This window comes from Kribbella sp. VKM Ac-2571 (assembly GCF_004362255.1).
Taxonomy (GTDB): domain Bacteria; phylum Actinomycetota; class Actinomycetes; order Propionibacteriales; family Kribbellaceae; genus Kribbella; species Kribbella pratensis.
The window spans coordinates 110,956-131,539 of record NZ_SNWS01000024.1; the positions used below are offsets into that span (position 1 = coordinate 110,956).

22 protein-coding genes are annotated in these 20,584 nt (G+C 69.4%); 12 read left to right on the plus strand and 10 right to left on the minus strand.

Features of this window, described 5'->3' with window-relative positions; translation table 11 throughout:
* Window positions 1-5: 5 nt before the first annotated feature.
* A complete protein-coding gene (locus tag EV651_RS37690) occupies window positions 6-716 on the minus strand; it encodes a helix-turn-helix domain-containing protein (protein WP_238157455.1) in 711 nt (236 codons plus the stop codon).
* 126 nt (window positions 717-842) lie between these two features.
* Here EV651_RS37690 and EV651_RS41680 point away from each other — a divergent pair, with 126 nt between their 5' ends.
* A complete protein-coding gene (locus EV651_RS41680; RefSeq protein WP_166658921.1) occupies window positions 843-1,250 on the plus strand; it encodes a cupin domain-containing protein in 408 nt (135 codons plus the stop codon).
* Here the strand turns inward: EV651_RS41680 and EV651_RS37700 are convergent, their stop codons facing one another.
* The 4 genes from EV651_RS37700 to EV651_RS37715 all read right to left on the minus strand — a co-directional run bounded on the left by EV651_RS37700 (window position 1,251) and on the right by EV651_RS37715 (window position 5,516).
* Complete coding sequence (locus tag EV651_RS37700) at window positions 1,251-2,168, minus strand: VanW family protein (protein ID WP_166658922.1); 918 nt, start codon at window positions 2,166-2,168, stop codon at window positions 1,251-1,253. It lies immediately after the preceding gene.
* Between the two features lie 131 nt (window positions 2,169-2,299).
* Window positions 2,300-3,346, minus strand: coding sequence for an Rv3235 family protein (locus EV651_RS41685; protein ID WP_166658918.1), 1,047 nt, complete (start codon window positions 3,344-3,346; stop codon window positions 2,300-2,302).
* 134 nt (window positions 3,347-3,480) lie between these two features.
* On the minus strand, window positions 3,481-3,663 hold the full coding sequence (locus EV651_RS37710) for a hypothetical protein (protein ID WP_133790359.1): 183 nt from the start codon (window positions 3,661-3,663) through the stop codon (window positions 3,481-3,483).
* A 368-nt stretch (window positions 3,664-4,031) separates the two neighbouring features.
* Window positions 4,032-5,516 carry a LysM peptidoglycan-binding domain-containing protein gene (locus tag EV651_RS37715; RefSeq protein ID WP_133790361.1) on the minus strand — a complete coding sequence of 495 codons (1,485 nt, stop codon included), beginning with the start codon at window positions 5,514-5,516 and terminating at the stop codon, window positions 4,032-4,034.
* A 169-nt stretch (window positions 5,517-5,685) separates the two neighbouring features.
* On the opposite strand from EV651_RS37715, the gene EV651_RS37720 reads away from it, so the two are divergent.
* Window positions 5,686-6,234, plus strand: a complete 549-nt coding sequence (locus tag EV651_RS37720; protein ID WP_130382387.1) for a hypothetical protein — start codon at window positions 5,686-5,688, stop codon at window positions 6,232-6,234.
* 511 nt (window positions 6,235-6,745) lie between these two features.
* Here the strand turns inward: EV651_RS37720 and EV651_RS37725 are convergent.
* Complete coding sequence (locus EV651_RS37725) at window positions 6,746-6,994, minus strand: helix-turn-helix domain-containing protein (RefSeq protein ID WP_133790363.1); 249 nt, start codon at window positions 6,992-6,994, stop codon at window positions 6,746-6,748.
* A gap of 129 nt (window positions 6,995-7,123) precedes the next feature.
* On the opposite strand from EV651_RS37725, the gene EV651_RS37730 reads away from it, so the two are divergent.
* The 5 genes from EV651_RS37730 (at window position 7,124) to EV651_RS37750 (ending at window position 12,012) form a co-directional block, all read left to right on the plus strand.
* Window positions 7,124-7,819 carry an SAF domain-containing protein gene (locus tag EV651_RS37730; protein ID WP_238157456.1) on the plus strand — a complete coding sequence of 232 codons (696 nt, stop codon included), beginning with the start codon at window positions 7,124-7,126 and terminating at the stop codon, window positions 7,817-7,819.
* On the plus strand, window positions 7,819-9,096 hold the full coding sequence (locus tag EV651_RS37735; protein WP_133790365.1) for a hypothetical protein: 1,278 nt from the start codon (window positions 7,819-7,821) through the stop codon (window positions 9,094-9,096). Before EV651_RS37730 ends, EV651_RS37735 begins: the two co-directional genes overlap by 1 nt.
* Before the next feature lie 109 nt (window positions 9,097-9,205).
* Window positions 9,206-10,000 carry a DUF4097 family beta strand repeat-containing protein gene (locus EV651_RS37740; protein ID WP_133790367.1) on the plus strand — a complete coding sequence of 265 codons (795 nt, stop codon included), beginning with the start codon at window positions 9,206-9,208 and terminating at the stop codon, window positions 9,998-10,000.
* A 123-nt stretch (window positions 10,001-10,123) separates the two neighbouring features.
* Complete coding sequence (locus EV651_RS37745) at window positions 10,124-10,780, plus strand: HAD family phosphatase (RefSeq protein WP_133790369.1); 657 nt, start codon at window positions 10,124-10,126, stop codon at window positions 10,778-10,780.
* A 50-nt stretch (window positions 10,781-10,830) separates the two neighbouring features.
* Window positions 10,831-12,012, plus strand: coding sequence for a glycosyltransferase 87 family protein (locus EV651_RS37750; protein ID WP_238157457.1), 1,182 nt, complete (start codon window positions 10,831-10,833; stop codon window positions 12,010-12,012).
* On the opposite strand, the gene EV651_RS37755 is transcribed toward EV651_RS37750, so the two are convergent.
* The 3 genes from EV651_RS37755 to EV651_RS37765 are packed head-to-tail and all read right to left on the minus strand — an operon-like array spanning window position 11,957 to window position 14,528.
* Window positions 11,957-12,715 (minus strand): nucleotidyltransferase domain-containing protein, encoded by a 759-nt coding sequence (locus tag EV651_RS37755; protein ID WP_133790371.1) that lies wholly within the window; start codon window positions 12,713-12,715, stop codon window positions 11,957-11,959. The two genes, EV651_RS37750 and EV651_RS37755, sit on opposite strands and share 56 nt — an antisense overlap.
* Entirely contained in the window at window positions 12,715-14,043 is a 1,329-nt protein-coding gene (locus EV651_RS37760; protein WP_133790373.1) for a hypothetical protein, read from the minus strand. The genes EV651_RS37755 and EV651_RS37760 overlap by 1 nt, the downstream gene beginning before the upstream one ends.
* A complete protein-coding gene (locus tag EV651_RS37765; RefSeq protein ID WP_133790375.1) occupies window positions 14,043-14,528 on the minus strand; it encodes a cupredoxin domain-containing protein in 486 nt (161 codons plus the stop codon). Before EV651_RS37765 ends, EV651_RS37760 begins: the two co-directional genes overlap by 1 nt.
* Before the next feature lie 168 nt (window positions 14,529-14,696).
* On the opposite strand from EV651_RS37765, the gene EV651_RS37770 reads away from it, so the two are divergent.
* From EV651_RS37770 to pruA, 5 genes are all read left to right on the plus strand, one after another.
* Window positions 14,697-16,154: a wax ester/triacylglycerol synthase family O-acyltransferase gene (locus EV651_RS37770; protein ID WP_133790377.1), complete on the plus strand. Its 1,458-nt coding sequence runs from the start codon at window positions 14,697-14,699 to the stop codon at window positions 16,152-16,154.
* A complete protein-coding gene (locus EV651_RS37775; RefSeq protein ID WP_133790379.1) occupies window positions 16,151-16,675 on the plus strand; it encodes a hypothetical protein in 525 nt (174 codons plus the stop codon). The genes EV651_RS37770 and EV651_RS37775 overlap by 4 nt, the downstream gene beginning before the upstream one ends.
* Before the next feature lie 45 nt (window positions 16,676-16,720).
* Entirely contained in the window at window positions 16,721-17,644 is a 924-nt protein-coding gene (locus tag EV651_RS37780) for a Ku protein (RefSeq protein ID WP_133790381.1), read from the plus strand.
* Window positions 17,645-17,662: 18 nt separating this feature from the next.
* Window positions 17,663-18,136 (plus strand): VOC family protein, encoded by a 474-nt coding sequence (locus EV651_RS37785; protein ID WP_133790383.1) that lies wholly within the window; start codon window positions 17,663-17,665, stop codon window positions 18,134-18,136.
* Between the two features lie 115 nt (window positions 18,137-18,251).
* A complete protein-coding gene (gene pruA / locus EV651_RS37790) occupies window positions 18,252-19,880 on the plus strand; it encodes an L-glutamate gamma-semialdehyde dehydrogenase (RefSeq protein ID WP_133790386.1) in 1,629 nt (542 codons plus the stop codon).
* 54 nt (window positions 19,881-19,934) lie between these two features.
* On the opposite strand, the gene EV651_RS37795 is transcribed toward pruA, so the two are convergent.
* Window positions 19,935-20,567, minus strand: a complete 633-nt coding sequence (locus EV651_RS37795) for a TetR/AcrR family transcriptional regulator (protein ID WP_133790388.1) — start codon at window positions 20,565-20,567, stop codon at window positions 19,935-19,937.
* Between the last annotated feature and the right edge of the window lie 17 nt (window positions 20,568-20,584).

Here is a 20,584-nt window from a genome sequence, read left to right on the forward strand (position 1 = left end):
GTTTGTCAGCCCAAGAGGATCTTCGGTGGCAGACCGGTGAGAGCTTTCACATCGCGGGTGAAGTGGGCCTGATCGGCGTACCCGGTGAGTACGGCGACGTCGGCGAGCGGGACGCCGGTGCGCGCGTGATCGAGGGCAACGTTCATCCACAGCACCCGGTCGAGCGTCTTCGGGCCGTAGCCGAACGCGTCCAGGCAGCGCCGGTGCAGCTGCCGCTCGCTGAGGCCGATCGTCGCCGCGAGGCGGGAGACGCCGGCCGTGCCGCGAAGCAGGCCGCCGCGGACGCTGCGCAGTACGTGCGCGGTCAGGCGGTCGGTCGGTTCCTCGACCAGTTTGGCGACCTCGAGGTCGAGTGCGGTCGCGCGGTCGGGCGCTGACCGGATCCGATCCAGCAGGCGTCTGCTCCGGTTCGGCGACCACAGGTCGGCGAGGCGGACCCGCTGGTTCAGCAATTCACGGGCCGGTACGCCGAGGAATCCCGGCGCGGCGCCCGGCGCGAAGCGGATTCCGGCGTACCGCGTGCCCCGCGGCGCGCTGCCCGTCCAGGCGCGGCTGTCCGGTCCGGCGACGATCAGGTCGTCGTCCATCAGCAGCAGATCCATGCAGCCGTCGGGCAGGATCCGGTACTCACCGCCCGCTGCCGTCCGCGTCCAGAGGTCGGCGCCGGCGATGCGCGCGGGGCGCTCCCGGTACGGCTCGACGAGGACCACAGTCACCTCTCCAGTCTGCTACGCCCCGCCGACAGTTCCAGTGGCACCGCTTCTCCACTGGCGGCGCTTTCTGTTGCATCGTTGGATTCGCGCGGCCAGGATGGGAAATTCGCCGGCGAGAAGGAGATTCTGGTGGCACGTCGCGACGACCTGTCAGGGGTTCCGCTGCTCGGGCGGACGGTGGCGCCGGAGGGATCCGGCCTCGTCCTCGCCGAGTGGGAGGCGGCGGGACGTACGTCGGACGAGGTGGCGTGGCAGGCTCCGCTGCATGTGCATCACACCGACGACGAGGCCTGGTACGTGCTGTCCGGGACGATGCGGATGCGGATCGACGGCGAGGATTACGACGTACCGGCCGGGTCCGGGATCGTCGGGCCGCGCGGCGTGCCGCACACGTTCGGCAACCCGGCCGAGGAACCGGCGCGGTACGTGCTGGTGATGTCCGCGACCACGCATGCGATGCTGCGCGAACTGCACAGCGGGTTCTCGGGTGACGTGGCGGCGCTGTTCGAGAAGTACGGGTGCTCGCTGCTCGGGTGATCAGTCCGGGAGAACGACGTCCAGCACCGGTACGTCGACCGGCAGGTACTTGACCAGGGCAACGTTCTCGCGGATCAACTCGTCGCGGACCGCCGTACCCGTGCGGCGATCGATCACGGTCCGCCAGATCTCGTTCCGCCGGAAGTAGTCCGCGCCGACCCGGAGGAACCGCTCCTCCTTCGCGAACACCCGGTACGACGACTCCGCCGGGACGTCGGCCAGGATCTCGCCCTCGAGGTAGCGATCGCCGACGCCCACATGCAGCTGGAACGTCTGATCGGTGTCGTTGCGGAACTGCAGGTCCACGTAGTTGTAGACGATGCTGCAGCCCACACCCCACGGCAGCACCCGCCCGTTGTCGGGGAACGGGTCGAAGCTGTGGGTGGATCGCTGCGTCACGGTCAACGGCGAGTGCAGGACCATCCAGTGCAGCAGATTCGCCAGCTGGCAGATGCCGCCGCCGATACCCGGTTTGGCCTGCCCGTTCGACAGTCGCATGCCCTTCATATACCCCTTGCGGCGGGTCGCGTTGCCGACCACCTTGTTGAACGAGAACGTCTCACCCGGCCGGATCACCAGCCCGTCGACCTGTGAGCAGGCGAGCTTCAGGTTCGTCACCTTGTTGTGCTGCATCCACATCTCGGTCTCACCGAGCTGCCGCAACAGCAACGACTTGTGCCGCTTGATGCGCACCGGTAGGTCGTTGACGTCGCGAGTCCCGGCGTACGGCGTGCTGGACCTCATCCACTCCAGCCGCTTGGCGGCACGGTGGTAGCGCACTGCCAACGGATACAGCACGGGGATGCGTTCGCTCCACCGTCGCCGACGTACCGCAGGAAGGACCCGCGCCCGCTCGGCCGCGGTCAACTCCCGAACATCGACCTGCCACGCCGCCTCGGCGGCTGCACTCTCCAACATCCCATTCCCCCGAACCAGAAGACCTCGGCCAACGTACGCTGCCCCGCCTCCAACCACATGACAGAAGCAGCACAATCGAATTGCGCCTGATGAGACGCCGAACCTCGGCCGAGAGTTCGCCGCTTCTCGCTCTAACCGAGTTCGAGCGCGGTGCAGACCCAGCGGTTGCGGCGGACCTCCAGGCGAAACGCGACCGCGCGTGACCGCTCCCCGTGCCGCACGTGCGCGGCGACCTCGGCGATGCACGGCTGGGGCATGAACACCCGCACCGAACGCACGGTGCTCTTCTCCTTCGACCCCCGTGTACCCGCGGTCGAGTTCATCCCGAGCATCCGCACCCGCCGATTCAGCTCCATGAACACCACGTCATCGGTGAACCGCACCAGCTGCGAGATCGGCCGATCCCCCGCCAGCACCTCCGAAACCGCCTGAGCCAACCGAGCCCCCCAAACCCGAACCTCCGGCAACACCGGAGCCACCCCCGGCCGCCCCTCCGGCCCCCCAACCCCGCCCTGCCCCCGCCCGTCCTGAGCCCCCGCAGCCCGCCCAGCCCCCCGCTTCCCAACACCCGCCACCCCACTCGCGACGGCCGGCGCGGTGCGGGAACGGCCGTCGGCCGCTGTGGTGGTGGAGCGGGCGCTGGCCGGTGTGCTGCCGGACGCGGCTGCACCCAGCGTGGTGCTGCCACCGGTGGTGGCTGGCGTCGTGGTGGTGGACTGGACGGTGGCCGGTGTGCTGCTGACCGGGGCTGCCCCCGGCGTGGTGCTGCCAGTGGTGGTGGCTGGCGTGGTGGCGGAGCGGACGTCGGCTGGTGTGCTGCTGGACGGTGCTGCGGCCAGCGTGGTGCTGCCGAGGGTGTCGGTCGGCGTGGTGGTGGGGGTGGTGTCGGTCGGGTTGGTGTTGGCTGACTTGAGCGACGCCCGGGCCCCGTCAGGTTGCCCAGGCGCCGCGACCGCGTGCGTGGCGCCTGCAACCGGCGGTACCACGCTGAGCTTCCGGCCCTCCTTCGCCGGCCCTTCGCCGGCGGGAGGCGCGGTCTGGGGCTGGGGCGTGGCAGCGGCGTCGATGCTCGACAGGTGTCGCGGCGCGGACGCGACGCCCAGCCGCGTAATCGCCTGCAGTCGCAGCGCCAACGCCCCGTCCGTCAGCTCCCCGGCGTACCGCGCGGTGGCCGGCACAGTGTGCTCTCCCGACCCACCGCCAACCGAAGCCAACCGAGGCCGAGCCACCGCAGCCAGCATCCCCGCGACATCCACCCCACCTCCACCAACCGCAGAGCCACCAACCCCAGCTCCATCAACTGCTGCACCACCTACCGCGGAGCCAGCAACCGGAGCTCCAGCAACCGCACTGTCACCAACCGCGGAGCCAGCAACTGCGGAGCCAGCAACTGCAGCTCCATCAACCGCGGAGCCGTCAACCGCAGCTCCAGCAACGGCACCTTCACCAGCCGCGGAGCGAGCAACCGCAGCTCCATCAACCGCGGAGCGGTCAACCGCAGCTCCAGCAGTTGCGGCGTTGGCGAGTGCGGTTCCTGCTGCCGTGGCTGCGGGTGCGGCGGGGGTCTCGGCGGGCGCTGACGGCGTGGCGGCAGCTGCGGTGGTCGGGATCGCCTTGACCGGGGGAGTCGGCGGCGCGGTGGTCGGCTCGGGTTCGGGGGTCGGGTTGGTTGACGGGGAGGTCGGGGTTGGGACGGTCATGGGAGCCTCCGTTGCGTCCGGGTGGGTGGGGGCGGGGTGTTCTTGAGCGGCGCGGGCTCCGGTGCGGTCCGTCGTACGGGTGGGGACGGCGGTGAGAGCAGCAGCGGGTTGGAGGTCTTCCAGCGGGAGGTCTTCCGGCCGGAGGTTGTGGGGCTGGCTCATGTCACTGCTCCTCGGGGTGCGGCGAGAGGTGGTCGCCGGTGGGTGCGGGCGGGATGCGGAGTACCTGCCCGGGGAGGATGAGGTCGGGGTCGTTCCCGATCACGTGGCGGTTCGTGGCGTACCAGTCCGGCCAGCGGGCGGCGATCGCCTCGGCGGTCGCTCGGGGGCCGAGTTCGCGGGCGGCGATGCTCCAGAGCGAGTCGCCTTTCCGTACGACGACCCGCACCGGCACGGATGGCCGCAGGTTCGTGTACCGGGTCGGCGCACCGGTGGTCGGCCGATCCGGCACACCAACTCGCGCACGCCCACCCGCGGGCAGCTCGTTCCCACCCTTCTGCCCTGCGCCGGCGTCCACGGGTCCGCCGGAAGCAGCGGGCCGGTCAGTTTCCTTCCGCTCGGCCGAGGGGCGGCCGGTGGCCGGGGTGCCGTGGCCGGCCGGGTGGTTCGGCCTGCTGGTGTTGGCCTTCGTCGGCGTCGGAGCGGTCGTGGGGCGCTTCGTCGGTGTCGGCGCGGCCGTGGGGCCCTTCGTCGGCGTCGGCGTGCTGCTGGTGGGACGTGCCGGCGTGCTGCTGGTGGGACGTGCCGGCGTGCTGGTCGTGGCGCGGGCCGGCGTGCTGGTGGTGGGCTTCGTCGGTGTAGACGTCGGTGTAGACGTCGGGGTGCTGGCGGCGGGGCGGGCCGGCGTGCTGGGGGTGGTGGGGGTGGTGGGACGAGTCGGCGTGCCTGGCGTGAGGTTGGTCAGGTGGACCTGGGACGGCGGCTCGGTGGCGCGGTAGTCGCTGTGCGTCTGCGGCGTTCGCGGCATCTGCGGCGTTTGCGGCGCGCTCTTGGAGCCGCCGAGCTCAACGGTGGATCGGGGCTCGGTCGCACGGTAGTCGTTGCTCTGCTGACGGGTAGCCGTGCTGTCGGCACTCGTGCGGTGCAGCCCGGTCTCCGTGCCGCCGGTCTTCGTGCCGCCGATCTCCGCGCCGCCCGTCTCCGTGCCGCCGATCCCCACAGTGGACGCGGGCTCGGTGGCGCGGAACGACGTGTCGGTGCCGCCGAGCAGGACCGTGGAGCGGGGCTCGGTGGCGCGGTAGTCGGTGGACAGGGTGGCGGAGGACGGCTGGGTCCACTGGCTGACGTGGGCGGTGTCGCCGGGGCTCGCGTGAGCGGCGCCGACGGTCAGGGGAGTGACCGCGGCGACGCCGAGGCCGGAGCGGAGCAGTGCGCGGGCGGTCTTGGTGGTGATCCGGCCTGCGACGGCTCCCGCGAGTGCACCGACCGCACCCGGGATCTGCTCGAGCGCTGTGAGTACGACGGCCAGCACCAGCCACCCGTACGCGATCCAGGCGACCGTCCCGACGGCGAGAACGGTCAGCGAGTCCAGATCGTACGTCCGCAGGCCGCTGATCGATCCCGCGGTGATCCACCGCAGCAACAGGTAGAGCCCGACCAGTCCGGCCAGCGCGAATGTGCCTTTGACCGCCCGGATCATCGCATTCATCCCGCTTCGCCCACGACCTATGAGTTTGCTTTAGTTTGCGTTGGCTTGACCACTATAGACCGGATCTGCGGCAGTTTTGCAAGTCCTTAACACACGCTGCGTCGGTTTCCGCTGCGGACGGTGACCGTCGCAGGGCGCGGTGGCGCCCGGGACCGGTAGGTTCACGGTCATGCGGTGGGATGCGTTGTTCGCGGACCTGGAGTCGCAGTTCGAGGCGCTCCAGGAGAGTGATCTGTACGGCGAGGTCGCCGATCGGATCCGCGCCGAGGTCGGGAAGATCACGGTCCTGGACCGTCTGCGCGGGGCGGTGAACACCGTCGTACGCGTCGAACTGATCGACGCGGAGCCGGTCCGCGGGTTGCTCAGCCGGGTCGGGAAGGACTGCCTGCTGCTCGAGACCGAGCGCTACGAGGAATGGCTGATCCCGGTCGACGCGCTGGTCGCCGTACACCGCCTCGGGCCGTGGGCGGAGCCGGCGGTCGGAGCCGTCGAGGGGAAACTCGGACTCGCGCATCTGCTGCGGGGGATCGCCCGGGATCGTTCACCGGTCACCCTGTTCTGCAGCGGTGGCGGTCCGGTCACCGGCACGATCGACCGCGTCGGCGCCGACTTCCTGGAACTCGCGGAGCACCCCTTGGACGCGCCCCGGCGCCGCAGTGAGGTGTACAACGTCCGCCTGGTCCCCACCCAAGCCCTCCGCGCCCTACGCCGCCGCTAGCCCTCCCCACCAGCCACGGCGCAGTGCACCCCAACTGGTGTGAAGGAACAGGCAATTACCTGTCCCCAGACACACCACCCTGCACCCAAGCCCCATTTCCTGTGCCCAGGCCCTCCGCGCCCTGCGACGCCGCTGGCCACCGGGCAGCCGCGCGGGCAGTGCACCCCTCGTGGGGTGAGGGAACAGGCAATTGCCTATGCCCAGACACACCAGCCTGTGCCGAAGTCCCATTTCCTGTGTCCAGACCCCACATCGTGTGCCCAGACGCCACTTCCTGTGCTCAGGCCCTCCGCGCCCTGCGCCGCCGCTAGCCACGGGGCAGGGCGCGGGCAGTGCACCCCTAATGGGGTGAGGGAACAGGCAATTGCCTATGCCCAGACACACCAGCCTGTGCCCAAGCCCCATTTCCTGTGCGCAGACCCCAGTTCCTGTGCCCAGACCCCACGTCCTGTGTCCAGACTCCACTTCCTGTGCCAAGCCCTCTGGCGCCAGCTCGCCGAGGGGGCGGGGGTTAGAGGTTGGCGTCTTCGGGGGTGTCTGCTTCTTCGCCGAAGGGGTGGGTGTCTATGAACTGTTTGGTCTCGGTGTAGAGGCGTTCGATGTACTTCTCCAGCTCGGTCGACTCGACTCGCCATTGGCCGCGGCCGCCGATCTTCACGGCGGGGATGTCGCCGCGGCGGACCAGTGCGTACACCTGGTTGGCGGAGATGTTGAGGACCTCGGCGACGTCGGCCAACTGGAGGAAGCGGGGACCCGGCATCGTCGTGCTCCTTCGGATAGTGGCTGGTTCCTTCAGTTTGCCACGGTTGGCGAGTGGATGACCGAGTTTGTCCCCAGGCCATGACAGCCTGTGGATGACCGTTCACGCTGCGAGCGGGCAGCAGGCAGAATGTCCCGGGATCAGCAGACCGACTGGGGAGACGACGTGGTCGAGACAGCAGTGCGAAGTGGCTTCGGGGCGTCGGCCGCACCGGCCCAGCGCAACCGGAAGGCGCGCTGGAAGGACGGTCGCCTGGTGCTCGGCGTGCTGCTGGTCGCCGTCACCGCGCTGGCCGGAGCCAAGCTGCTGTCGTCCGCGGACGACACCACGACGATCTGGGCGGCCAAGCACGAGCTCAAGGCCGGGACCCCACTGACCGACGACGACCTGACCACGGTCCGGGTCCGCTTCACCAGCGGCGACGACTCGGGGCGGTACCTGTCCGCCGACGCCGATCTGAAGGGGCTGGTCGTCGGCCGGACGGTGGGCCAGGGAGAGTTCGTTCCGAGGGACGCCGCCGTACCCAAGTCCGACCAGGACCGCACCGAGTTCCCGCTGTCGGTGGCGACCGGTCGCCTGCCGTCCGACACCGCGCCCGGCGATGTCGTGGACGTGTGGGTGGTGCCGAAGGAGGAGGGCCAGACCGCTCGGCCCCTGTGGAGCAGCGTCCGCGTGTTGCAGATCGACTCCGTGAAGGGTGTCGCGGGCGGTTCGGCGCGCAGGCAGGTGACGATCGCCCTCGCCTCGGACGATCTGCCTCGGATTCCGGCCGCCCTGACCGCGATCAGCACGGGCGAGCCGACCCTGGTCCGGAAGGACGGCTGATGTCGGTCCCAGTACTGCTGGCAGTCACCGGGGCGCCGTGGGAAGCGGACGTCGTACGGCGGACCGAGGGCGCTCCCGGGATCCGGATCGTACGGCGCTGTGTCGACGTCGCTGACGTGATGGCGGCGGCTGCGAGCGGTCAGGCCCGCGCGGTGCTGCTCGCCGACGCGCTGCCGCGGCTGTCGTCCGATGCGGTCGCCGCCCTGCATGCCCGCGGTATCGCCGTGCTCGCCCTGGTCGATCCGTTGGAGACCGGTGCGCCGTTCGGCGCCGAGGACCGGCTGAGCCGGATGGGGATCGAGCGGATCCTGCCCGCGGACGTGAGTCCGGCGGACCTCAGCCGGGCGATCTCCGATGCGGTCGATGCCGGTCCGCCGATCACCAGCTCGCACTTCGCGGGCGGTTTCGTCCCGCTCTCGCCGGAGAACGCCGGCAACCCGCAACCGGCCGCCTTCCCGCAGGGCACGGGCCGGCTGGTCGCGGTCTGGGGACCGACCGGCGCGCCCGGCCGTACGACGGTCGCGGTCAACCTCGCCTCTGAACTCGCGGCGAAGCGGGTCCCGACGCTGCTCGCGGACGTCGACGTGTACGGCGGGACCGTGGCGCAGATGCTCGGGATGCTCGACGAGACCTCCGGCCTGGCCGCCGCGGCCCGATCTGCGTCGAACGGGTCGCTCGACATGGTGATGCTCGCCCGGCACGCCCGCGAGGTGAACCCGCATCTGCTGGTGCTGACCGGACTCAGCCGGGCCGACCGGTGGACCGAGCTGCGGCCCGCGGCGGTCGAGGCAATCTGGTCGACCGCGCGCACGCTGGCGCCGATCACGGTGGTCGACGCCGGGTTCTGTATCGAGACCGACGAGGAGATCTCGTTCGACTCGCTGGCGCCGCGGCGCAACGGGGCGACCGTGGTCACGCTCGAGGAGGCCGACGAGGTCATTGTCGTCGGTACGGCGGACCCGGTCGGTCTGACCCGCCTGATCCGGGCGGTCCACGACCTGCGTGCCGTCGTACCGTCGGTCAACACCCGTGTGGTGGTGAACCGGCTGCGCTCCGGGTCGCTCGGCAGCTCGCCGGGGGACGCGGCGCTGGACGCGCTGCGGCAGTACGCCGGGATCGACAACGCCGCTCTGCTGCCCTATGACCTGAGTGCGGCGGACACCGCGGTCGCGCACGGGCGCAGTCTGGCCGAGGCGGCGAAGTCGAGCAAGCTCCGCAAGGCGTTCCAGCAGCTCGCCACGGCGGTCGCCAACGACCTCCATTCCGTCCCTGTCTGAGCCGGGCACTCAGGGTCGAGTCGGTGGGATCTGGGGGACATCCCCGCCGACAGCAGGGCCGCGCTGTGCCAGGGTTGGAAGCACTTCGACCCGCACTTGAGGGAGCGTCATGTCTGATGTCCAAGGCCGGCCGCGGAGCTCGATGAGCGTCGAGCGGCGGTACGGGATCGCCATCTCCGTCGCTCTCATCCTCGGCGGGGCGTACTGGGCGCTCACCGGGCTGACCGAGGGCACCAAGAACAGTCAGGCCAGCTACCCGGTGCAGGGCGGTTCGCTGCTCGTGAAAGGCGGCTCCGCGACGGTCGAAGTACGGCCCGGCGACGGGACCGAGGTCAAGATCGACCGGCAGTCCGAGCGGAACGTGTTCGGCTCGGACCCGAAGGAGAAGTACGACGAGAGCGAAGGCAAGCTCGAGCTGGCCAGCGGCGGCTGCGGATTCCTGTCGTTCGGGTGCAAGACGACGTACGTCCTGACGGTGCCGCGGGACCTGAAGCTCACGGTCGAGAGCAGCAGCGGAGACATGACTGTGAACGGGATCGAAGGCGCGACGGAGCTGAAGAGCAGCTCGGGCGACATCGAGGTGCACGACGTCGGCGGTCCGCTGGACCTCAAGTCGAGCTCGGGCAATCTCGAGGCGGACGGGCTCAGTGCGACCTCGGTGACAGCGCACAGCAGCTCGGGCAGTACGTCGCTGGACTTCACCGAGGCGCCGCAGACCGTCGAGGCGAAGACCAGCTCCGGCGACGTCTCGATCCGGCTCCCGTCCGGCGCCGAGGCGTACAAGGTGGACACCGACACGTCGTCGGGCGACGAGTCTGCGAACGTGAAGATCGATCCGAACGCCACCCGGACGATCACCGCGAAGACGTCTTCGGGTGACGTCAGCATCGAATACGGCCACTGACCAACCCTGGGGAGGACCAACCGACGCCGGGGGTATTGACGGACCCTGGGGCGAGCATGCACAGCGTGTGAGGGTGAGGGTCGGGAGGGTGAGAGCGACCGTCGTCTGAGTAGGCTTGCGCGCATGGTCGAGGAGCGGGCGGTGCCGCGTGGTCTGCTGGTGGACTGGGGCGGCGTACTCACTTCCGGCCTCGAACCGGCGCTGCGGCGCTGGGCCGAGCTGGACGATTTCGACTTCGATTCCTACCTCGAAGCAGTCATGAAATGGCTGCCGTCGGAGAGCGTCACCGCCGAGCTCAACCCGGTGCACGCCCTCGAACGCGGCCAGATCGCCGTCCCCGACTTCGAGCGCAAACTCGCGTCGATCCTCCTCCGCCGCGACGGTACGCCGGTCCCCGCGGAGGGGCTGATCGAGCGGATGTTCGCGCACTTCGAGCACCAGCCCGCGATGTCCGCGCTGGTCCGCCGCGTCAACGAGCGCGGGATCCGGACCGCGCTGCTGTCGAACTCCTGGGGCAACACCTACCCGCGGGACACCTGGGACGGGATGTTCGACGACATCGTCATCTCCGGCGAGGTGGGCCTGCGCAAACCCGAGCCGGAGATCTTCGAGCTGGCCGCCCGGCGGCTCGGCCTCGAGCCGGCCGAGTGCGTGTTCGTCGACGACATGCAGCTCAACGTCGACGGCGCCCGTGCGGTCGGGATGACCGCGATTCTTCACACCGAGTACGACGAGACCCGGCGAGCGCTGGAAACCCTGTTCGGAGCCGACCTGACGTGACCGTGACCACCCCTCCTTCCTCCCCAACTCGTCCGGCCGGTCGTCGTCGCGTGATCATCGCGATCGCCGGATGTGCGGTCCTGGTGGCGCTCGGCGCCTGGATCGGCCACCTGTACGGCGGCATGATCGACCTGCGCGTCTACCGGATGGGCGGCTCGGTCCTGCTGCACGGCGACTCGCTGTACGACGCGAAGCTCCCCGGCGGCTCGAACCTCCCGTTCACGTACCCGCCGTTCGCCGCGATCGCGATGGTCCCGCTGGGCGCCGTACCGTGGGGTGTCGCGCTGGTGGTCTGGACGACGATCTCGGTGCTGTGCATCACCGCCTTGTGGCGGGCCAGCCTGACCAAGACGTTCTGGTCGTTCTTCACCCAGCGCAAGCGTACGGCGGTGCTGATCGCGCTGACCGTGCTGTCGCTGCTGCTCGAGCCGGTCTGGCAGACGATCCAGTTCGGCCAGATCAACCTGTTGCTGACCGCAATGATCCTGCTGGACCTGATCCGGCCGAACGACGCGCGCCTGCGCGGGTTCTGGCTCGGTGTGACGATCGGCGTCAAGCTCACCCCGCTGCCGTTCCTCGCGCTGCTGGTGGTGACGAAGCAGTGGCGTGCGCTGCGTAACGCCGTACTCGGGTTGCTGGCGACGATGGCGATCGGGTTCGCGATCGTGCCGCACCAGTCGTGGCGGTACTGGACCGACGTGATCCTGGACGCCAACCGGGTCGGCGGGATCGCCTACACCGGCAACCAGTCGTTCAACGGGTTCCTGCACCGGATCGGTGACGAGGCGAGCTGGGTGCAGCCGACCTGGTTCGTGCTGTCGGCGGCGTTCGGGCTGGCGGTGCTGTGGCTGGCCCGGAAGTACTGGCTCGCCGACGAGCGTGTCACCGCGATCTCGGTGATGGCGCTCGCGGTCCTGTACGCGTCGCCGATCTCGTGGAGCCACCACTGGGTGTGGATCATCCCGCTCGGCGTGAGCCTGATCCGCGGCGTCAACCGCGTCTGGGGCCTGAACCCCGCGGTCGTCACCGGCGTACTGTTCTACGGCCTGTTCGTGCTGCGCTCGATCTGGTGGGTCCCGTTCCGCGACGACCGCGAGCTCAGCTGGACCTTCTGGCAGTCGATCCCCGGCAACTCCCACCTGATCGTCGGAATGATCGCCTTCATCCTGCTGGTGATCACGAGCCGAAGTCTCCCGAAGCCGTCAACCCCCGAAGCGGCCCCGCCAACCTGACCGCCAGCTCCGCGTCGACGTACTCGACCTCAAGCAGCAGTACGTCGACGCTCGCACGGAACGCGCGCCGCAGCTCCTCCACATCCAGCGACCGCACCAGAGTCGCCTCCACAGCAGACGCGCCGTCCGACGGCAACAGATGCAGCCCACGCCCCTGCGAGTGCGGTACGCCGTAGCGCAGGCACATCAGCGTCAGCACGTGATCCCGCACTCCACTGATCATGTACTCGGCCTGCCACACCCTGCCGCGGGCAATGCTCGACCGCGCATGCAGCGCGTACAACCACGCCATACCTACGACGTCGACGGGTGCGGGTGTACTCCACTGCGGCTGCTCCACGGCCTCGCCGAAGAGCAGTTGGAACGTGGGGCCTAGTGCGCCGAACTCCTCGGCCGGGGCGAAGGCGATGTCCACCTGCAGCGTGGACTGCAGCAAGAACACCCGGTAGACGGTGCCACGCGACCAGACGTCGGTGTGATGGACAGCGGCGTGCTCGCGGTACATGCGGTCCGTCCAGTCGGCTAGAACGCCGGACTGGTCTGCGTCTGGTGCGAGGCCGAGCGACAGGTCAATGTCCGACCACCTGTCTTCTGCACCCACCGCAGCCGAGCCGGTGAGTGCAGCGCCCGCGACACGCGCGTCTGCTCGAGCTGCCGCGACCAGGGCGTCGCGGAGGCTCGAGCGGTCTGCTGGGGTGTACATCAAGAGGAGAAGAGCAGGAGTAGGCCGCCGCAGGTGTAGCCGACCATGACGATCAGTAGGGGGAGCTGGCCGGCCAGGGCCTTTGCGCGGGGGAACAGGGCGACCGCGCGGTCGTGGGCCGAGATGACGCCGAGCAGGTGTCCGCAGACCACCGCGAGGACCTGGATGACCGAGATCGCCGTGCTGTGGTTGGTGATGCCGGTGTTCACCGCGAGGAGGCCGGTGCCGAAGATGTTGGCGCCGTTGCTCAGCGGGTCGCTCAGGTAGATCAGCGTCCGCTGGCCCTCCAGGATCAACAGGGTCAGGTAGTGCGCGACGACGTACCCGAAGGCGATCGGTACGACGGAGTGCGCGAACAGGCCCGGTAGCGACGTCCGCGAGCTGTCGGAGAGCCGGCCGGCGAGGACCGTGGCGCCGGAGTACGTGATCAGCACGAACAGGATGAAGATGATCAGCGCGCCGGTGCCGAGCCAGGTCATCGAGATGTCCTGGTTCTGCGCCCAGCCGATCCACGCGGACGAGTTCGAGAACCCGTCGTACGCCGTCGAGCCGAGCAGCGCCGCCACCATCCCCACCAGTCCGGGCTGCGGTCGGAGGCCGTCAAGGTTCTCCAGCGGCCGGCGGAGCACCAGCAGTCCGTCGGTACGGCGACCCCACGGCGACAGGCGCGACATCAAGGTCGCGTACACCTCGAACGGATCGCCCTGCGCGAACCAGCGGTCCCCGAACAGGACCGCTCCGAACATCGTGATCACGACGTACAGCGCGATCCACGCCTGCAGCACGGGGATCGTGGCCCGGTCCGGCGCGACCAGTTCCAGCCAGGTGAACGCGAAGATGCCCAGCGCGGCCGGCCACAGACCGACCCAGGCCGGGAGCTCGAGCAGCCCCTTGGACGGCGGCTGCCGGAGCAGCTTCGACAGCAGCAGGTGGATGGTGCGCAGCGGGTTCAGCGTCCGCCAGACCGGGCCGAACACCAGTGAGATCGGCACCAGCCCGACCCAGACCAGGATGTAGACGAAGCCGAAGATCGGGTTCGTCAGCCGGTCGACGCCGAACACCAGCGACACCATCGCGTACAGGAAGGTCGCCAGCCCGAACAGCCGGACGATCCACCGGAACCAGCCGGCGTCGACGGTCCGGGTGATTGCGGTCGGCAACGGTACGCCGGAGGCGTTGCCGCGGTACTTCGGGCTACGCCAGGCCAGCCCGAGTACGACGAACGACAGCGCGACCGCCACCGCGGCCCCACCGACCGCCAGCCCGAACGGCACCGGCAGGTCCTGCCGACCGCCGATCCCGTGCAACGGCAGGATCAGGGGCAACATCACGAGACAACGAGTTTTGCGACGAGCTTGCCGCTCTTGTGGGTCTCGACCTCGAACGTGCCCTTCATGTTCGCGGTGAACTTGACCGAGGCGGGCTTGCCCGGGGTGAGCTCCAGCTCCTTGTCGTACCCGTGGATGTGCAGCTCCTCGGCGGTGTCGCTGACCGCCTTGACCAGCACGCTCTGGCCGGCCTTCACCTTGATCGTCGCGCCGCTCGGGTTGACCTTGCCGTTGGCAACGGTGATGTCGACGGTGACGTCCGCCTGCTCACCGGACGGGTCGGCGGTGTTCGACGGCGAACTCGTGTTCGGCTTGCCCGGGGTCGGGGTGCTGGTCGGGAGGGTCGACGTCGGCGTACTGGCCGGAGCGCTCGGCGAGGGCGTGCTGGTGCCGCCGGTGTCGTCGCCGCCGCAGCCGGCGAGGACCAGCATGCCGAGGGCGGGCAGGAGTGCGGTGGCGGCACCGCGAGTGAGCGTCGAACGCATCGGTCCTGGAGCCTTTCAAAGGGTCAACGGAGTTCTCAGGGTGCGGGACACACCCTCTTGCCTGACGAACACGGATAGCTCAGTGTTCCCGTACAAGCAGTGTCGCAGCCCACTGTCCGTGCGGCCCGCTAGGGTGAGAATCCGTCGAACGAGAGGAAGGTGACCGCCGTGCCCGACCGGTTGACGTCGCTCGACCTCACCTTTCTCAAGGCCGAGTCGCCGGCCACCCCGATGCACGTCGGGACGGTCGACATCTTCGAGCCGCCGGTGCACGGTGACGAGGGGTTCGACTACGAGAGCCTGGTGGCGCTGATCCGGGACCGGATCGCGTTCGTCCCGAGGTACCGGCAGCGGGTCCAGCAGGTGCCCGGCCGGTTCGCCGGGCCGGTGTGGGTGGACGACGAAGAGTTCGACATCACCTTCCATGTCCGGCGCTCCGCCCTGCCGCGCCCCGGCACCCACGCGCAGCTGCTCGAGCTGGTCGCCCGGATCATGTCCCGGCGCCTCGACCGGGCTCGCCCGCTGTGGGAGATGTACCTGGTCGAGGGCCTGCAGGGCGACCGGTTCGCGATCATCGCGAAGTCCCATCAAGCGCTTGTCGACGGCAACAGCACGGTCGACATCGGCCAGGTCGTCCTGGACTCCACCGCGCAGCCCAACGACACGCCGGTAGACACCTGGCAGCCGGAGCATCCGCCGTCCGCGCTGGAGCTGCTCGCCGGGGTGTTCACCGACGCCACCAGGCACCCGAGCGCGGTCCTGGAGCTGGCCCGCGCCGAGATGGCCAGCCTGACCGGCTCGACCTCGGTCCGTGAGGTGCTCGGCGACGTGGTCGGCTCCCTCGTCGCGCAGCGGCATGCGCAGGAGAGCTCACTGCATGTGAAGACATCGGGTCAGCGACGGTTCACCACCGTGCAGACCGACCTGGAGGACTACCGGACCATCCGCGCGGCCCACGGCGGCACGGTCAACGACGTCGTCCTCGCGGTGGTCGCGGGCGCGTTCCGGGCCTGGATGATGACCCGTGGCGAGGGCGTCGGGCCGACCCGGAGTGTCCGCGCCGTGGTCCCGGTCAGCATCCGCGACGACGAGGACGACGAGCCCACGTCGCTCGGCTCCCGGGTGATCGCCTCGAGCGTGAACCTGCCGGTCGGCGAGAACTCCCCGGTCATGCGGCTGCACCAGATCTCGTACCAGACCAAGGTGCACAAGGACACCGGCCGGGCGGTCAGCGCCCGCTCGCTGGTCGGGATCGCCGGGTTCGCGCCGACCACGCTGCACGCGCTCGCCGCCCGGGTCGCGACTGCCACGGTCCGGCCGATCGACGACGTCGTGATCACCAACGTGCCGGGTCCGCAGTTTCCGCTGTACGCGCAGGGTGCCCCGATGCTCGCGTCGTACCCGGTGGTTCCGTTGATGCCCGGTCAGGGCCTGTCGGTCGGCGTCACGTCGTACGACGGGAAGGTGTACTACGGTCTGAACGCGGACCGCACCGCCATGCCGGACCTCGCCGTTTTCGCCCAATGCGTGACCGATGCCCTGGACGAGTTGCTGGACACCACCAGGGGCAGCCGGAACCGGGCTCCCCGGGGCCGGAAGAAACAGACCAAGAAGGCGGGCTCATGAGGGTCTACGTACCGTCCACGCTCCGGTTGCTGAGCGCGGCGTGCAATGCCGGCGAGATCGGCCCGGCGCCGCTGACCGCGTACGCCGTGACACCGGCGCTGCGCGAGTGGTACGTCGAAGGCGACGACGAGGAGCTGGAGTACGCCGCGATGGCGCAGGCGGCCCGCGCCTCGGTGGGACTGCTGGCCGCCGATCCGGGTACCTCTCGGAGACGGGTGGTGATCGCGGCCGAGGTCAGCGCCGTACCGCCCGCCGACGGGTCCATGGAGCTCGGTGACGCCCAGCTGGAGCTGCACGTGGTGATTCCGTGGCGGTCGGTGGCGTCCGTGCATCTGGACGCGGCGCAGGCGACCACGGTGATCGGTAAGGCCGCGGACCTCTGGGACGCCGCCCAGAGCGGTGATGACAACGCTGTGTTCGCCCTCGATTCGTGCGAGGGTGAAGACCTGCTGTGGTACGCGACACAGGAGATCCCCGATCTGCTCGCGGCGGAGGGGCCGCGCGGCGGACAGCGCACATAAGCGGCACACAAGCCGCACATAAGGGCACTTAGGGAGCTGATGGCGATGCAGGCGATCTGGAAGGGGGCCATCTCGTTCGGGATGGTGACGATCCCGATCAAGGTGTTCTCCGCGACCGAGGAGAAGGACATCTCGTTCCGTCAGGTGCACGTCGCCGACGGGGGCCGGATCAAGTACAAGCGGATCTGCTCGATCGACGGCGAAGAGGTGCCGTACTCCGACATCGGCAAGGGGTACGAGATGCCGGACGGCCGGATGGTGGTGCTGGACTCGGACGACTTCGCCGACCTGCCGCTGTCCAGCAAGAAGGTCATCGACGTGCTGGAGTTCGTGCCGGCCGACCAGGTCGACCCGCTGTACCTGGGGAAGTCGTACTACCTGGCCGCCGACGGCGGACCCGGCGCCAAGCCGTACGTGCTGCTCCGGGACGCGCTCGACGGCTCCGAGCTGTATGCGCTGGTCAAGGTCGCGCTGCGGTCCCGGGAGAGCCTGGGGCTGCTGCGGACGGTCGACGACGTCCTGGTGCTGCAGGTGATGCTGTGGCCGGACGAGGTCCGCGACAAGTCGTTCGCGGCACCGCCGGAGGACGTGGAGATCCGGTCCCAGGAGAAGGCGATGGCCTCGTCGTACATCGACACGCTGCGCGGTGAGTTCGACCCGGACCAGTACCACGACGAGTACCGGCAGGCGCTGGAGAAGGTGGTCGAGGCGAAGGCGGCGGGCATCCCGCTGCCGGAGTCCGAGGAAGAGGAGACCGAGGGCGCCGAGGTCGTCGACCTGGTCGCCGCGCTGCGTGCCTCCGTCGAGGCCGCCAAGGCACGGCGGGCCGGCGGTGGTGAGGCGCCAGCGAAGAAGGCACCGGCGAAGAAGGCGGCCGCTGCCAAGAAGGCGGAGCCGGCCAAGAAGACCGCCGCGAAGAAGACGACGGCGAAGAAGGCCGCCAAGAAGGCTACGAAGAAGTCCGCATGAGCAAGCGGGGGAGCTCGTATGAGTGATCTGCCGACGCCGCCACCGACCACGACCGACATCCCGAAGGACGCCTCGGAGATCCCCGACGACCCCGGTGCGCCGCTGGTTCAGCCCGGGGCGTTCCTGCTCGAGCTGATCCCGGTGCCGGTGTCGGACATCGACCGGGCGAAGCGGTTCTACTCCGAGCAGTGCGGGTTCCACGTCGACGTGGACGTGTCGCCGGCGGACGGCGTCCGCGTCGTCCAGCTGACGCCGCCCGGCTCGTACTGCTCGATCAGCCTGCTCCAGGGTCTGCCGATGGCCGACATGGAGCCAGGGTCCCTGCGCGCTCTGCATCTGGTCGTGAAGGACATCGAGGCCGCGCGTCAGCAGCTCATCGGCCGCGGCGTCGAGGTCGGCGAGACCGAGGACCTCGGCGGTGTGTACTACGCCTGGTTCGAGGACCCGGACGGCAACACCTGGGCCCTCCAGCACATGCCGTGGCGCGCCTGACGGTCCGCTTTGTGACCGTCCTCGCAGCGGACCTGTCAGGTTCGTGGTCCGCTGTTGGACATGGCACCATGAAGTTGCTGAGACCCAGTCAAGTCGATCGAGGAGCACCGCACCCATGGATGCTGTCACCGCTGTCCCGACCCCCGCGAACGAACCGGTCAAGGGCTATGCGCCCGGGTCGGTCGAGCGTGCGAGTCTGGAGGCGAAGCTGAAGGAGTTCACCGCGGCGGGTGCGATCGACCTGACCTGCACGATCGGCGGCGAGCAGAAGCTGGGTGGCGGTACGCCGATCCAGGTGGTGCAGCCGCACAAACACGCGCACGTGCTGGGCACGCTCGGTAACGCGACCGAGGCGGACGGCAAGGCTGCCGTCGACGCGGCCCTGGCGGCGGCTCCGGCCTGGCGTTCGCTGTCCTTCGACGACCGCGCCGCGATCTTCCTGAAGGCAGCCGACCTGCTGGCCGGCCCGTGGCGCGACACCCTGAACGCGGCCACCATGCTCGGTCAGTCCAAGACCGTGCAGCAGGCCGAGATCGACGCAGCCTGCGAGCTGATCGACTTCCTGCGGTTCAACGTGGCGTTCGCGCGGCAGATCGTCAGCGACCAGCCGATCTCGTCGCCGGGCGTGTGGAACCGGGTCGACTACCGGCCGCTCGAGGGCTTCGTCTACGCGATCACGCCGTTCAACTTCACCGCGATCGCCGGCAACCTGCCGACCGCGCCGGCGCTGATGGGCAACACCGTGGTGTGGAAGCCGTCGCCGACGCAGCAGTTCGCGGCGCACTGGACGATGCGGCTGTTCGAGGCCGCGGGGCTGCCGGCCGGCGTGATCAATTTGGTCACCGGCGACGGCATCGACGTCAGCAAGGCGGCGCTCACCCACCCGGACCTGGCCGGCATCCACTTCACCGGCTCGACGAAGACGTTCCAGTCGCTGTGGAGCACGATCGGGGCGAACATCGCGTCGTACAAGACCTATCCGCGGCTGGTCGGGGAGACCGGCGGCAAGGACTTCATCCTGGCGCACCCGTCCGCGGACCCGGCGGTGCTGAAGACCGCGATGGTGCGCGGCGCGTTCGAGTACCAGGGGCAGAAGTGCTCGGCGGCCTCGCGGGCGTACGTCGCACGCTCGGTGTGGGACCGGATCCGGGACGACATCGTCGCCGAGACCGAGGCGATCACGATGGGCGATGTCACCGACCTGTCGAACTTCATCGGTGCGGTGATCGACGACCGTGCGTTCGCCAAGCACAAGGCGGCGCTGGACCGGGCCCGGGCGACGGACCCGATCGAGGTTGTTGCCGGTGGCACCTATGACGACAGCGAGGGGTACTTCGTCCGCCCGACGCTGCTGGTCTCCGACGACCCGACCGACGAGATCTTCACGACCGAGTACTTCGGCCCGATCCTCGGCGTGCACGTGTACGACGACGCGGACTACGACTCGGTGATGCGGGGCATGGAGCACTCGGCGCCGTACGGGCTGACCGGTGCGGTCATCGCGCAGGACCGGCACGCGGTGGCGGAGGCGGCGGAGTACCTGCGGTTCGCGGCCGGGAACTTCTACGTCAACGACAAGCCGACCGGCGCGGTCGTCGGGCAGCAGCCGTTCGGCGGTGCGCGGGCGTCCGGCACCAACGACAAGGCCGGCTCGATGTGGAACCTGATCCGCTGGGCCTCGCCCCGCTCGATGAAAGAAACCTTCACCCCGCCCACCGACTACCGCTACCCACACCAGGGCTGAGAAGCAGAACGGTGGTGGGAGGGTCGGCCTCGGCGGCCCCGTGTTCGGGTGAGGTCAGGTTGCGAGGCCTCGGCGTACGGTGATGTAGAAGGTGGTCAGGTCGTCGATCAGGGCCTCGACCTGCGGTGGAGCGGTGAGGTCCGCGTCCAGCAGCCAGTCGGAGACCAGGTCGAACATGCCGCCGATCAGCCCGATCGCCACGCTGTGCCGTGCCGCGCGCTGCTCCTCGGGTTGCGGTCCGTCGTACCGGTCCCAGAGCTGGACGAGGAAGCCGGCCGCCCACCGCCGGTTGGCGCGGCGCTGCCGTTCGACCGCTTCCGAGATGCCGGACGCCATCCCGAACGTGACCTTGGTGATCCGCGGATCGTCGACCAGTGCGTGCACGAAGATCGCGAGCAGCCGCGGCGCCTCCTGCCGCTCGTTCCCGGTCGCCTGCGCGGCGGCGTCTTCCATCCGCTCCTCGAGGCGTTCGGAGGTCCGCCGGAGCAGCGCCAGGTAGCACTCCTCGCGGCTGGTGAACAGCTCGTAGAAACTCTTCGTCCCGATGTACGCCGTACTGCAGATCTGCTCGATCGACGTCCCGAGATACCCGTTGTCGGCGAACAACTTGAGCGCGGCGTCGAGCAACTGCTCGCGTCGTTCGGCCCGGCGTTGGCCGGCGTCCAGTCCCCGTATCGTGCGACCCATGCGCTGGACACTACCCC